The organism is Actinomadura mexicana, from assembly GCF_900188105.1.
GTDB classification, from domain to species: Bacteria; Actinomycetota; Actinomycetes; order Streptosporangiales; family Streptosporangiaceae; genus Spirillospora; species Spirillospora mexicana.
In genome coordinates this window covers 131,544-144,625 of sequence record NZ_FZNP01000009.1, presented here as the reverse complement: position 1 = coordinate 144,625, position 13,082 = coordinate 131,544, and the positions used below count along the sequence as shown (strand labels likewise).

10 protein-coding genes are annotated in these 13,082 nt (G+C 72.8%); 6 read left to right on the top strand and 4 right to left on the bottom strand.

All coding sequences use genetic code 11. The features are described 5' to 3' along the window. Positions 1-6 precede the first annotated feature (6 nt). Positions 7-951 carry a LysR family transcriptional regulator gene (locus CHC11_RS43530; protein WP_089313995.1) on the bottom strand — a complete coding sequence of 315 codons (945 nt, stop codon included), beginning with the start codon at positions 949-951 and terminating at the stop codon, positions 7-9. A gap of 111 nt (positions 952-1,062) precedes the next feature. On the opposite strand from CHC11_RS43530, the gene CHC11_RS42160 reads away from it, so the two are divergent. Together CHC11_RS42160 and CHC11_RS23670 are read left to right on the top strand one after the other, a co-directional pair. Then, positions 1,063-1,794 carry a phosphotransferase gene (locus CHC11_RS42160; protein ID WP_218826219.1) on the top strand — a complete coding sequence of 244 codons (732 nt, stop codon included), beginning with the start codon at positions 1,063-1,065 and terminating at the stop codon, positions 1,792-1,794. A gap of 85 nt (positions 1,795-1,879) precedes the next feature. Continuing rightward, complete coding sequence (locus CHC11_RS23670; RefSeq protein ID WP_245919702.1) at positions 1,880-4,891, top strand: ATP-binding protein; 3,012 nt, start codon at positions 1,880-1,882, stop codon at positions 4,889-4,891. A gap of 1 nt (position 4,892) precedes the next feature. Here CHC11_RS23670 and CHC11_RS23665 read toward each other — a convergent pair whose 3' ends face one another. Both CHC11_RS23665 and CHC11_RS23660 read right to left on the bottom strand, forming a co-directional pair. Then, positions 4,893-5,876, bottom strand: coding sequence for a hypothetical protein (locus CHC11_RS23665; RefSeq protein ID WP_143227212.1), 984 nt, complete (start codon positions 5,874-5,876; stop codon positions 4,893-4,895). A gap of 310 nt (positions 5,877-6,186) precedes the next feature. Next, positions 6,187-7,800, bottom strand: coding sequence for a hypothetical protein (locus CHC11_RS23660; protein ID WP_143227211.1), 1,614 nt, complete (start codon positions 7,798-7,800; stop codon positions 6,187-6,189). Positions 7,801-8,157: 357 nt separating this feature from the next. Here CHC11_RS23660 and CHC11_RS23655 point away from each other — a divergent pair, with 357 nt between their 5' ends. From CHC11_RS23655 to CHC11_RS23640, 4 genes are all read left to right on the top strand, one after another. Further along, positions 8,158-9,408, top strand: a complete 1,251-nt coding sequence (locus CHC11_RS23655) for a Mur ligase family protein (protein WP_089313992.1) — start codon at positions 8,158-8,160, stop codon at positions 9,406-9,408. Then, complete coding sequence (locus tag CHC11_RS23650; RefSeq protein WP_089313991.1) at positions 9,398-10,114, top strand: type 1 glutamine amidotransferase; 717 nt, start codon at positions 9,398-9,400, stop codon at positions 10,112-10,114. Before CHC11_RS23655 ends, CHC11_RS23650 begins: the two co-directional genes overlap by 11 nt. A gap of 172 nt (positions 10,115-10,286) precedes the next feature. Further along, entirely contained in the window at positions 10,287-11,714 is a 1,428-nt protein-coding gene (locus tag CHC11_RS23645; RefSeq protein WP_218826218.1) for a purple acid phosphatase family protein, read from the top strand. Between the two features lie 179 nt (positions 11,715-11,893). Next, the gene (locus CHC11_RS23640) at positions 11,894-12,388 is read left to right on the top strand and encodes a pyridoxamine 5'-phosphate oxidase family protein (RefSeq protein WP_245919649.1); all 495 of its coding nucleotides are present in this window, start codon (positions 11,894-11,896) and stop codon (positions 12,386-12,388) included. 8 nt (positions 12,389-12,396) lie between these two features. Here the strand turns inward: CHC11_RS23640 and CHC11_RS23635 are convergent, their stop codons facing one another. Next, complete coding sequence (locus CHC11_RS23635; RefSeq protein WP_218826216.1) at positions 12,397-12,996, bottom strand: TetR/AcrR family transcriptional regulator; 600 nt, start codon at positions 12,994-12,996, stop codon at positions 12,397-12,399. Between the last annotated feature and the right edge of the window lie 86 nt (positions 12,997-13,082).

Here is a 13,082-nt window from a genome sequence, read left to right as displayed (position 1 = left end):
GCCTGATCACACTGTGAAACCGGCTCGCCTGGACACCGCGAAGTGAGGGCGGTCGGGGGTGGGGAGCCACTGTGTTCGGGGGCGGTAGTGGTGTTGTGCGTGGGCGATGAAGCGCGGGAGGGACGGGTGGCGGTTGGCCTCGTGCCACATCAGGGACCAGGGGTAGGCCGGGGTGGGGTCGGTCAGGGCGATCTGGACGACGTCCGGGTGGCCAGGGAACTGGGTCTTGTTGCCGAAGGTGATGAGGTCGGGGGAGGCGCCGATCTTTTCCATCATGTAGTCGCGGCCGAAGACCGGGCCTGATGCGTCGATGTGGATGCCGAACTCTGCGCTGAGGTGGCGATAGTAGTCCGCCCACTCGCTTCCGGGCGTGTTGCCGGGCATCCATGCCGTCGAGCCGGCGAGGTCGGCCATAGGGACTTGGCGGCGTTCGGCGAGGCGGTGCTGGTGGCCGACCAGGACGGGGATGGGTTCCAGGGCGGCCGGTACCTGCCTGATCCTTGACGGGAGGGGGGCGGTGACGCGGCCGAAGGCCGCGTCGATCGAGCCGTCGCTGAGGGCCGTCCAGCGTGAGCCGGTGCCACGGGAGACGACGATGTCGACTTCGGCGTCGCCGGTCTCGTAGAAGGAGCGGACGATATCGATCGGGGCCGAGTTGTGGGCGAGGACGTCGATGCGCAGGGCGCGGTGGCGGGCGCGCAGCATCGCGGTGGCCTGGTCGGCGAGGCCGATCAGTGCTCGGGCCTTGGGGAGGAAGGCCGCGCCGTCCTCGGTCGGCCTGGCGCCGGCGCGGGAGCGGTGCAGGAGGGGGACGCCGAGGGCCGCTTCGAGCTTGGCGATCCGCTTGGAGATTGCCTGCTGGGTCATGTCCAGGCGGTCGGCGGCGTCGGTGAAACGCCCGTCGTCGACCACGGCGAGGAACGCTCGGACCGCACCGAGGTCCAGCTCCATCGACAACTCCTGGTTGTTGAGTGCTCGTGTGTCGGTTGTTGGACGCTGCGCGGTTCACTCGGGTCTGATGGCCGGTGCCGAGTGGCAATGCGACAACCAGGAGGAGTTTAGGTGGCGACGTCGTCGGAGGTCGGGGAGCGAGAGATTCCGTTGAGCGGGGGGCGGATCACTGAGGGGGTCGTGCGGGTCGGGGCGACGGTGCGGCGGCCGGTGGGGGCGCACTCGCCGTTCGTCCATCGGCTGCTGCGGCACTTCGAGGCTGTGGGGTGCGACGCTGCGCCTCGGCTGCTCGGAACTGACAGCCAGGGGCGCGAGATCCTCAGCTTCCAGGATGGTGAGACGCGGGCCGAGTTCCGGTCTCGGGATTGGACGCCGGCTCAGATCACTGCCGCTGCGCGACTCTTGCGGAGGCTGCACGACGCGAGTGCGGGCGCGGCGGTGGCGGGCGGTCAGGAGACCGTGTGCCACAACGACTTCTCCCCGCTGAACGTCACCTTCGTCGACGGCCTGCCCGCCTCTGCGTTCGACTTCGATCAGGCCGCGCCCGGTCCGCGTACGCGTGATCTCGCCTACGCCGCCTGGTTGTGGTTGTTCGGCGCTGATGCCGCAGGCCTTCTTGATCGGCAGGTGGCCCTCTTGCGTACTTTCCTCGACGTGTACGGGCTCGAAGAAGAGCAGCGGTGCGGGTTCGGGGCGCTCGTCGTCGCTCGGGTCGAGGACGAGCTCGCCATGCACGAACGGGCCGGACGCATCACCGCCCCCGGCACCTGGCTGCACCAGGAGATCGACTGGCTTAAGAGACACGCCGGTGCCATCGACCACGGTCTGCGAAGCCGCCGTTGATGCGGGGGCCGCAAGGGGAGGGCGGGTTCTTCCTGGAGGGGCATTGGCTTGGGGGGGGGGGGGGGGGAAGGATGCGGGGGTGACTATGCCCCCTGGTTCGTCTGGTGCTGGCTGGCCGCCCTCCGAGTGGGGCGGCGGGATGGCGCAGGGTGGGCCTCCGGCCGCTGCGCAGGGGGCGCCGTTCGTGCTGCCGGGGCCCTGGTACCGGATCCAGGCGATCCCGGTGCCGCAGCGGGAGGCGTCCGCGGAGTGGGACTTCGTGAGCGTGCTGCCCGCGGCCCTGTCGGCGGCGCGGCTGGGGAGGCCGTTCGTCGTCGGGTGGCTGTCGGCCGGCGGCGGGGCGCCGCTGGAGCTGATCACCAATGCGGGGCCGATCGGGACGCCCGAGGCCGGGGCGGAGACGCACGGGCTGCTGTTTCCGAGCGGTGCGCGAGGTGTGCCGGTCGGGGACGGATGGCTGCGGCAGGCCGAGCGGATGGCGTGGACGCGGTGCGCCGGGCGGCTCGCGCCGCAGGGGGCCGGGGCCGTCGGCGGGCCGGGGCTGTTCGAGGCGACGCTTGTCACGCTGATGGAGCGGCCGTTCGGATGGTTCGTGGTGGCCGATCCGTGCGACGAGCGGCTGATCGACGTCGAGATGCGCGAGTTGCATCACGAGCTGCGGATGTTGCGGCGGGGCGAGGACGAGCATGCGCGGCTCGCGGTCGGGCGGGCCGATCGGCGGCTCGCCGAGCTGGACGCGTTCCGCGAGGCCGGGCTCTGGCAGGTCCGGGTCGTCGCCGGGGCGGCGTCGCAGGCGGATCTGGGGCAGATCGCGCCCGTGCTCGTCGGGTCCATGGAGCTCGGGCACCACCCGTACCGGTTGCGGTCGGGGCAGGGGAGCGGGTCGTTCGCCGAGATGCTGGGCCCCGGGACGGCGCCCGCGCCGGTGCGGCCGATGGGCGAGGCGGAGCAGCGGTTCCCGTTCACGGCGACGGCCGGGGCGCTGGCGGCGCTGGCGGGGCTGCCGCGCCGGGAGGTCCCGGGGCTGCGGGTGCTGGACTCAGGGTACTTCGACGTGACGTCCGAGACCGCGCCGGCGAGCGGCGAGGCGCAGATCGAGCTGGGCGCCATCCTGGACGGCCAGGACCGGGAGGTCGGGCGGTTCACCGTGCCCCGCTCGACGATCAACCGGCACGTGTTCGTCACGGGCGCGACCGGCGCGGGGAAGTCGCAGACCGTCCGGCATCTGCTGGAGCAGCTCACCCGGGCGGGCGTGCCGTGGCTGGCGATCGAGCCGGCGAAGTCGGAGTACGCGGCGATGGCGGGCCGCATCCAGGACCTCGGCGGGCCGGTCACGGTCGTCAACCCCTCGGACCCGGACGCGGTGCCGCTGTCGGTGAACCCGCTCGCGCCGGAGCCGGGCTACCCCGTCCAGGCGCACATCGACATGGTGCGGGCGCTGTTCCAGGCCGCGTTCGACGCCGAGGAGCCGTTCCCGCAGATCATGGCGCAGGCGCTGCAGCGCGTCTACGAGAACAACGGGTGGGACGTGGTGACGGGAGGCGGCGTGCCCGGGTCGCGCATCGAACCCGCGGTGCCGACGCTGGAGCAGCTGCAGAACGCGGCGCTCCAGGTCATCCAGGACGTGGGCTACGGGCGCGAACTGATGGCCGACGTGCAGGGTTTCGTGGACGTGCGCCTGCGGTCCCTGCGCATCGGGTCGGCCGGACGGTTCTTCGAGGGCGGCCACCCGGCCGACATCGGCGGGATGCTCCGCGACAACATCGTGCTCGCCATCGAGGACGTCGCGAACGACGAGGACAAGGCGTTCCTCATGGGGACGCTCATCATCCGCATCGTCGAGCACCTGCGGATGCGGGAGCGCAGGCGCGACCGGGCCGCGGGATCGGCGCTGCGCCACGTCATCGTGATCGAGGAGGCGCACCGGCTGCTGCGCAACCGCGGGCCGGAGCGCGGCAGCTCCCACGCCGTCGAGCTGTTCGCCGGGATGCTCGCGGAGATCCGCGCGTACGGCGAGGGCATCATCGTCGCCGAGCAGATCCCGACGAAGCTCGTCCCGGACGTCATCAAGAACACGGCGCTGAAGGTGGTGCACCGGCTGCCCGCGTTCGACGACCGGCACCAGGTCGGCGCGGCGATGAACCTGGACGGCGACCAGTCCCGCGAGGTGGTGTCGCTGCGGCCGGGCGTCGCCGCCGTGTTCGCGGACGGCATGGACCGTCCGCTGCGCGTGCGGGTGCCGCTGGGCGAGGGCCGCGAGGCGGAGCTGCCCGGCCCGCCGCCACCCGTGGACGGACGGCGCTCGGCGGCGTGCGGCTGCGAGTGCCGGTCGGGGCGCGCCTGCACCCTGTACGAGCTGCGCGAGGCGGATCTGATCGCGGGCGACCCCGAGGGGGCGTGGCTGCGCCTGTGGGCCGACACGCTCGTCCTGGCGCACGTGGTGAACCGCCCGATCCCGTCGGTCCCGCCCGAACTGGGGCGAGCCTGGTCGCGGCGTGCGGCCCGGCTGCGCGAGTGCGCGCTGGCGACCGTCCTCGAACGGGCGGTGTCCCGGCGGTCGCGGGGGCTGCGCACCGCCTTTCCGCCGGCGGACCTCACCGCCACCGCCGCCGAGGTCGCCCAGCGGCTGCTCGGCGGCGGCCCGCCGGGGGCATCCCCCGGCCCGCACTGGGTGATTCCCCAGGTCAGGTGGCTGCACGAGCTCGACAGCCTCTTCCCCTACGGGGGCGACGCGCCCGACAAGCACGCCGTCGCGCCGCCCCTGGACTACCCGCTGCCCGGCCTCAAGCAGCCGCCGGACGCCAAGCTCGGCCACCGGCTCCGCGCCCTGCGCCGGCACCCGCTGTCGATGGAGCTGGAACGCAACCGCCCCATCGCCGCGACCGCCCTCTACGGCGACGACGACCAGTCGGGCTTCTTCGAGGATCTGGCCGTCGTCACGATCGGTTTCGAGGAGGACGAGCAGATCGAGCACGTGGCCGGGACGATGCGCGTCACCGGATGGCTGGAGCCCGTGCTGAGCTGGTACGACCGCTTCGTCACGCCGTTCGAGGACCCGTCCAAGGGCCTTGCGTTCCTCAACCCGCAGGCCGAGTGACTCAGATGTCGCCCTCGGTGCGGGCGGGGAGCCCGGCCTGCTGGGCGACCGGGTTCCAGTAGCCGATGAACTCGCTCTTGGCGGAGCTGGCGCGCTGGTTGACGTCGGCGACCTCGCTGTCGGACGGGCAGCCGGGTGCTCCGTCCAGGTAGCGCTGGTTCGACTCCGTCGACGCCTCCAGGGCGCGGACGAGCGCGGCCTTCATCTCCGCGCCGTGGTCGAGCGCGCTCACGTCCAGGCCCCGCGCCTTCTCCAACTGGCCGCGGCGCGCGTCGAGGACGCGCTGCACGCCGCTGACCGGGCAGCCCTGGGTGACGACGGTGCCGAGGTCGGAGCGGGTCCCGCCCATCTCCCCCAGCAGGTCGTCGACGGCGCCGGCCTGCGCGTCGAGGTCGCCGCCGGGCGCGGGACTGTCGGACGCGGACGCGACGCTCTGGCTCTGGCCCGTGGACGGCTCGGACGCCGCGGGCGGCGCCGAGCCCGAACCCTTCGGCCAGAACACGATGCCCAGCGCCACCCCGATCAGGAGGACGACCCCCGCCGCGCCGAGGAAGTAGGGCAGCATGCTGCGCTTCGGCGGCGCCGGAGGCTGCCAGATCGCGGGCTCGGACCACGGCTCGGCCGCCCACGGCTCGGGGGCGAGGTGCGTCGTCCGCTCCTCGGAGGGCGGCATGTTCAGGGTGTGGTCGGGTCGCGCCTCCCACTGGACGGGGCTCTGGTCGGCCCACGGCGGCGGCACCGGTTCCCACGGCACCGGCACCCCGGCCTGACCGCTGTCACCCGGCGCCCCGCCCCCGTAGGGCCCGCCCCCGTACGGGGCGTGGTACGTGTCGTTCTGGATGGTCGCGTCGTCCGCGTCGGGCGGGTTTCCGCCCTGCGGGACGCTGCCCATCGGGGCGCCGTAGGAGTGACCTTGGACGGTCGCCTCGCTGTTGCCAGGCGGGTTTCCACCTGGTGGGATGCCGCCCATCGGAGCGCCGCCCATCGAACCGCCGCCGTACGGGGTGTCTTGGACGGTCGCGTCGTCAGCGTCCGGTGCCCGCCGGCCTGGCGGGGCGTCCCGCGGTGGGGCGCCGAAGGGGTCGCGGGTCGTTTCGTCGTGGGAGGTCGCGTCGCCTGCGCCGGCCCTGTCGCCCCGAGCTGTCGCGTCGTCCGCGACCGGCGGGACGAGGGGCGCGTCGCAGCGCGCGCACCTGGGCGACGAAGAAGCGGAGTCGGTTCCGCAATTCGGACACCGCATGACGGCCCCCTGCCCGGTGAGTTCGAACGGTCAGAGAATACTGCGTGACCGACCGTTACACCCGTTTCCAGCTACGCTGCGGCTGATCGGTCTTCTTCGCGACGGGGTTCCACAGGACGACGAACTGCTTCTTCGTCGCCGTCGCGCGCCGTTCGGCGTCCGCGCGCCCGGGAACCTGCGCCGCGGCCGGGCGCGGCTTGCCCTTGCAGTGCCGCTGGTTGGCCTGCGCCCACCGCAGCAGCACCTGGTCGACCTGCAGCGAAGCCCCCAGCGCCTGGTTCAGCGAGACGCGCAGCCGCTCCCCGTTCGCCAGCTTGTCGACCTTGAGCCCCTGCGTGCGGCGCATCTGGTTCGTGCGGCGCTGCGCGACCGTCTGGAATCCCTGGATCGCCTGCGGAAGCGTCTTGCACTTGCCGGCCCGGCCGAGCGCCCCGGCGAGGATCCGGCGGGTGCCGACGCTGTCGTTCAGGATCGCGTTCAGGGCCGCGGCCTGCTGCTTCGTCTCGGGCGGGATCGCGTTCTTCTGCGCGACCTGCTTCTGGGACGCCGCCGGAGACGGGTCCGTGCCCGGCGACGGGTCGTCTCCGGACGGCCACGCGACGAACGCGACGGCGCCGACCGCGACCGTGACCAGCGCGGCCACCGCGGCGATCAGCGGCTTGCTCGTCCCGCTCTTGCTCTGGCCCGGCCCGCCCGGATGGCCCGGCCCGCCCGGCGGGAACTGGCCCGGCGGGTAGCCGCCGTACGCGGGGTCGCCCGGCCCCATCGCGCCCATGGGCTGCATTCCGGGACCCATCGGGCCCTGCTGCATGGGGCCCTGCTGCATCGGCCCGTACTGCATCGTCTGCATCGGGCCCATGTTCCCCATACCGCCGCCCATGGGCCCCATGCCGCCCATCGGGGCGGGGGCGCCCATGGGGGAGCCGGGGTCCAGCCGCGTCTGGTCGAGGTCGCCGCCGAAGCCCTCCGCGCCGGGCAGGGCCAGGCCCGTCCCCGCGCCGGGGGCGATCTGCGTCGCCTCCGCGTCCGGGAGGGCGGGGAACTGCGGGCCGCCGGGCGGCTGCCGGCCCCACGCCTGCGTGGCGTCGGCGTCCGGCGCCTCGGGCTTGCGCGGCTGCGCGAACCACGAGTCCGGGACGATCGACTCCGTGCGGGGGGCCTGGTCCTGGAGCCCGTACGGGTTCGACGCCGAGGTCGGGGCGGGCTTCTCCGCGGCGTGCGGCGCCTGCTGCCCGCCCGCCCACGAGGGCGCTGAAGGCGGTGTGGTGAAGGCGCCGGAGTCGTCGTCGGCGTTGGGGTCGAACGTCCAGGCCGCGGTGTCGTCGGGGTCGGGGACCGGTAGTGGGGACGCGACGGCGGGCGTCGGCGCCGAGGCGGTCGCGGGCGGCTCCGCGGGCAGCCGGATCGGCGGCTCGGCCGACAGCCGGAGCGGCGGCTGCGCCGGAGGCTCGGGCGCGCCCTGCGGGCCGGCGGCCCAGGACGGCGGCGCCGTCATCGTCCGGTCGACGAGCGGGTCGGCGCCGCCCGCCATGCCCACCGGGGCGGCCTCCGCGACCGGCGACGCCAGCGGGACGGCGGGCGCGACCGAGTACACGTCGATCGGCGCCTCGCAGTGCGAACACTTGCCGAGCGTCCCAGGCGTGTCATTCCCGCACGTCGGACACTGCATCGCTCAGACCTCGCCTTTTAGCCGCTTGCCCACGCTTGCGATCCAGGCCCGCCGCCCGGGGCGGGCACCGCTCCCCGCGATCATCAGCGGGGCTCCCGACAAAAGTAGTGGGTAACGCCGTTCTTGGACGCGTGGTTGGTAATCCGGCGCACCGCAGTCGGAGGTCGCACGCAATCACGACATGTCGGTACTGGTCAAGATTGCCGCCAGTGGTTTACCGGGATCGTTGTGATGCTGCTCACATTGTGCACCGGTGATGTGACGCATGTCCCCCGAACCGCCCGGCGCGCCGCGAGCGTCGCACTCAGCGGCTAGGCTCAAAGCGGTTTCCCGGCGCATCCAGAGAAGACGGAGTCCATGAGCGATCTTCCGCTGCGTTCGCAGCTGGCCGTCGCGCTCGGTCGTACGGCCGCCAAGATGTCCCGAATGGCCGGCCGCGGGGACGGCTCGGTGATCGGCGGCCGCGTCGGCCTCCGGCTCGACCCGGAGCTGCTGACCAAGCTCGCCAAGGACCGCAAGCTCGTCCTCGTCAGCGCCACCAACGGCAAGACGACGACGACCCGGCTGATCACCTCGGCCATGACGCCCCTCGGCGAGGTCGCCACCAACGCGTTCGGCGCGAACATGCCGACCGGGCACGTGTCCGCGCTGGCGTCCGCACCGTCCGCCCGCTACGGCGTGCTGGAGTGCGACGAGAAGTACGTCCCGATGGTCCTGAAGGAGACCGGGGCGAACATCGTCGCGCTGATGAACCTCAGCCGCGACCAGATGGACCGCGCCGCCGAGATCTGGCTGCTGGCCGGCAAGTGGCGGCGCGCGCTGGAGGCGTCCCCGACCAGCCACGTCATCGCCAACTGCGACGACCCGCTGGTCACCTGGGGCGCGTCCACCGCCAAGAGCGTCACGTGGGTCGCCGCGGGCCAGCACTGGCGCGAGGACTCCTGGTGCTGCCCCGAGTGCGGCGGTCCCCTCGACCGGCAGGACACCGACGAGGACAGCGACTGGCGCTGCCGGCAGTGCCACTTCGCCCGCCCCCGTCCCGACTGGGCGCTGAGGGGCGACACGATCACCGCGCCGGACGGCCGCGCCTACTCGCTCGCGGGCCTGTCCCTGCCCGGCCGCGCGAACCGCTCGAACGCCCTGATCGCCCTGGCGGTCGTCGCGCAGTTCGGGGTGCCGCCCGAGCAGGCCCTCCCGCTGCTGTCGCAGGTCACCTCGGTCGCCGGCCGGTACACGACGGTCGAGCACCAGGGCCGCTCGATCCGGCTGCTGCTGTCGAAGAACCCCGCCGGGTGGCTGGAGGCGTTCGACGTCCTGCAGCCCGCGCCCGGTCCCGTGGCCCTGTCGGTCAACGCGCAGGGCCCCGACGGCCGCGACACGTCCTGGCTCTGGGACGTCGACTACCGCATCCTGCGGGGCCGTCCCGTGTGGGTGACCGGCGAGCGCCGCATCGACCTCGCCGCCCGGCTGGAGGCCGCCGAGGTGTCCTTCACGATGGTGGACGACATCGACCAGGCGGTCATGGCCGTCCCGCCCGGCCACCTGGACGTGATCGCCAACTACACCGCCTTCCAGACCATCCGAACGAGGTACGGCCGTGTCGTCTGACCGCATCAAAATCGTCTGGATCTACCCGGACCTGCTCAGCACCTACGGCGACCAGGGCAACACGATCGTCCTGGAGCGGCGCGCGGCGCTGCGCGGCATCCCCACCGAGACCGTCAGCCTCCGGTCGGACGAGCACGTGCCCGCCGACGGCGACATCTACCTGCTCGGCGGCGGCGAGGACCGGCCGCAGATCCTCGCGGCGCAGCGGCTGCGGGGCGACGGCGGCCTCGCGCGGGCCGTCCAGTCCGGCGCGGTCGTGTTCGCGGTCTGCGCCGGCTACCAGCTGCTCGGCCACGAGTTCGGCGGCGAGGAGGGCCAGCCCGTGCCGGGCCTCGGCCTGCTCGACATCCGCTCCGGCCGCGGCGAGCAGCGCGCCGTCGGCGAGATCGTCGGGGACGTCGCGGGGGAGCTGAACGTCCCGCGCATCACCGGCTTCGAGAACCACCAGGGCGTCACGCAGATCGGCCCGAACGCGCGCCCGTTCGCGAAGGTGCTGCACGGCGTCGGCAACGGCGACGGAAACGGCTTCGAGGGCGCCTACAGCGGCCGCGTCCTCGGCACCTACATGCACGGTCCGGCGCTCGTCCGCAACCCCGGCCTGGCCGACCTGCTGCTCCGCTGGGCCGTCGGCAGGGACATCCCCCCGCTGGACGACTCGTGGGCCGGCCGCCTCCGTGAGGAGCGCCTGCAAGCCGTGATGAGCTGACCTGCCTGTGATGAGCTGACCTGCGTGATGAGCTGACCTGTGTGATGAGCTGACGCCGCAGTGAGCTGACGGGGCCCGGCCGTTTCGGGCGTCCGCCGCCCGGCGGCCGGTTCACCGGCCGTTGCCCGTTTGGGCCTGGTGCGGTGGGCCGCGTGCTGCCACCGTAGCGATCGTGATCTGCTGCCGGCCCTCCCGCCGGGCGCTCCTGCGCTGGAGTGCCGTCGTCGCGGGCGCCTCGCTCCTGCCCGCCGTCGAGGCGTCGTCCGCGCGAGCCGCGGACGACGTCCAGCCGGTGAACCTCGAACTCGTCACCGTCACGGAGACCACGGCCGTCCTCACCTGGTACACGGGCGTCCCCGGAACGGACGACGGCCTGGGTCGGATGCGGCCCGCGCCGTCCGACGCCGAAGTCCTCTACGGGACGCACCCGTCCCGCCTCACGAGCGTCGCCCACGGCCCCTCCGGCACGCCCTACCACTACGTCGAGTTGACCGACCTGGAGCCTGGGCGCACCTACTACTACAGGGCCCGCTCCAGAGGACGGGACGCCGCGCCCACGTGGCTGGCCGCAGGCCGAGCGGCGGGCGCTCCCCATGGGGACGCCTTCGCTTTCACGACCCCGCAGCCGCCTCCGGGCCGCCACCTCTTCTCAGTCGCCCTTTGCAACGACCTCCACCTGGGCGAGACCGTCGCCGGGCTGGTCGGTCAGCTTCCCTGGATCAAAGGCATCGAGCAGGTGCCCGGCCATCCGCCCTATCCCGAGGTGATGGCGAAGGCTCTGATCGCAGACGCGCGGGCCAGAGGCGCGCACCATCTTCTCGCCGCCGGGGACGTGTCGAGCGAGGCGGCCCCCGACGATCTCGCGAGCGCCAAGAGCATCCTCGACACCTTCGGAACCCTGGGCGACGACTACCTGATAGCCCGAGGCAACCACGACCGTGCGCACTCCGGGACGCCGTACGGCGAGTGCAGTCCAGGCGAGCACCAGGGGAACGACTGCTTCAGGGACGCGTTCTCGACGTCCGCCCGGACGTACTTCTCCCACGACCTGCGCGGCTTGCGCGTCATCGGACTCGACACCTACGACAAGCCCGGCGACGGCGGCGACTCCGGCGGACTCTCGGCGGAGCAGCATGCCTGGTTCGACGCGGAGTTGAAGAAGGACCCGGAGCGTCCCACCCTCGTCTTCGGCCACCATCCGCTCTTCACCGAGAACGACCCGCTCGCCGTCACCGGTGCTCATTCCCTCGACGCGGGCCAGTCCCTGCGCATCCTCACGGCCTACGACCGGGCGCCCGGCGTGTTCCTCCACCACGCGGGCCACACGCACCGCAACCAGCGTTCCGTCTTCCCGCTCGCGCCCAGGGTCGTCCAGCAGGAGGTCGGAGCGGTGAAGGAATACCCGGGCGGATTCACGCTCCTGCGCGTCCACACGGGCGGGTACGCGCTCAACTTCTACAAGACCCGAAGTGACGAGGCCCGCGCCTGGAGCGAGCGCAGCCGCCAGGAACTCTCCGGGCAATGGCCCCAGCTCTCCCTCGGAAACCGTCCCACGGACCGCAACACGGTCATGACCCGCGACCTCTCGGGCCTCGCTTAGCCGCCGGCGAAAGGGAGCGCGTTCTCGCTCGGGTCGTCACCCAGATGCGGCAGCGCCCTCGATCATCCCTTGGATCTAGAACCGGGCATGCGGGCGGCTTTTCCCGCATCTCGTCCCGCGGCGATGAGTTTTCGGGACGTCCCTGGTCGTCTCCTCCGACCGCTATGAAGGAGATGACCATGGACCTTCCCCAGGGCGACGTGCGCCTGCTCGAAACCGACGTCGCCAAGCGCCTGCTCCACTCCACGATCCCGGCCCGCCTCGCCTACACGGCCGTCGACGGGACGCCCCGCGTCATGTCGACCTGGTTCACCTGGACCGGCGAGGAGCTGGTGATGGCGACCTACGTCCACTGCCCGCCGATGGGCATCCTGCGCCCCGCCGCCCGCATCCGCGCGCTCCGCGAACGTCCCGACGTCGCCGTCACCATCGACACCGACACGCAGCCCCCGGAGGTCCTCCTCCTGCGCGGCCGCGTCTCGATCACCGAGGTGGACGGCATGGTGCCCGAGCAGGCCCTGTCGGCGCGCCGCTTCCTGGGCGAGGAAGGCGGCGCGGGGTACGTCGCCGGCGCCGACCACCCCGAGACCCGCATGGCCCGGATCGCCCTTCGCCCCGCGTGGGTCGGCGTCGTCGACTTCCAGACCCGCCTCCCCGGTGTCATGACGCACTGAGACACGGGTCAGCCGGGGTTCTCGGGGGCGTGGGAGTCCAGGTAGGGGGCCAGTTCCCGGGCGACGGTGCGCAGGGGGCGGACGCTCTGCTCCGCTCTGGCCAGGAGGATGGCGCCTTCCAGGGAGCTGACCATCACGGTCGCCAGGGCGGTCGCCCTGCGGGGCGGGACGCCCATGGCGGTCAGTTCGCGCGCGATCGGCTGCCGCCAGGCGGTGAACGCGGCGGCCGCGGCGCTCCGGGTGGACTCCACGGAGTCCGCGCAGTCGACCGTGGCGGCGGCGACGGGGCAGCCGCGGTCGAAGCCCGTCGCCTCGAACTCGTCGGTCCACTGGCGGACCATCGCCGCGAAGAGCCTGCCCGGCGTGGGGCGCGCCATGGCGGATACGAAACGGGCGACGCGGTCCCTCGCGTAGCGTCCGGCCCACTCGACCGCCTCGTTGACCAGCTGCTCCTTGCCGCCGGGGAAGTAGTGCTGCAGCGAGCCGCGCGGCGCCCCGGCGTGGTCGGCGACCTCGCGCAGGCCGGTCGCGGTGACGCCGTCGCGGCGGATGAGCTGCGCCGCGCTGAAGACCATCCGTTCCCGCGGGCCCCGGTCACCGGTCGCCACGATCGGCTCCTTCGAGGAAATTCTTGCTGCCTATTGCCGTATTAACCTGGGCCATTATCATGACCACTGTCATAACTCGCAAGGTG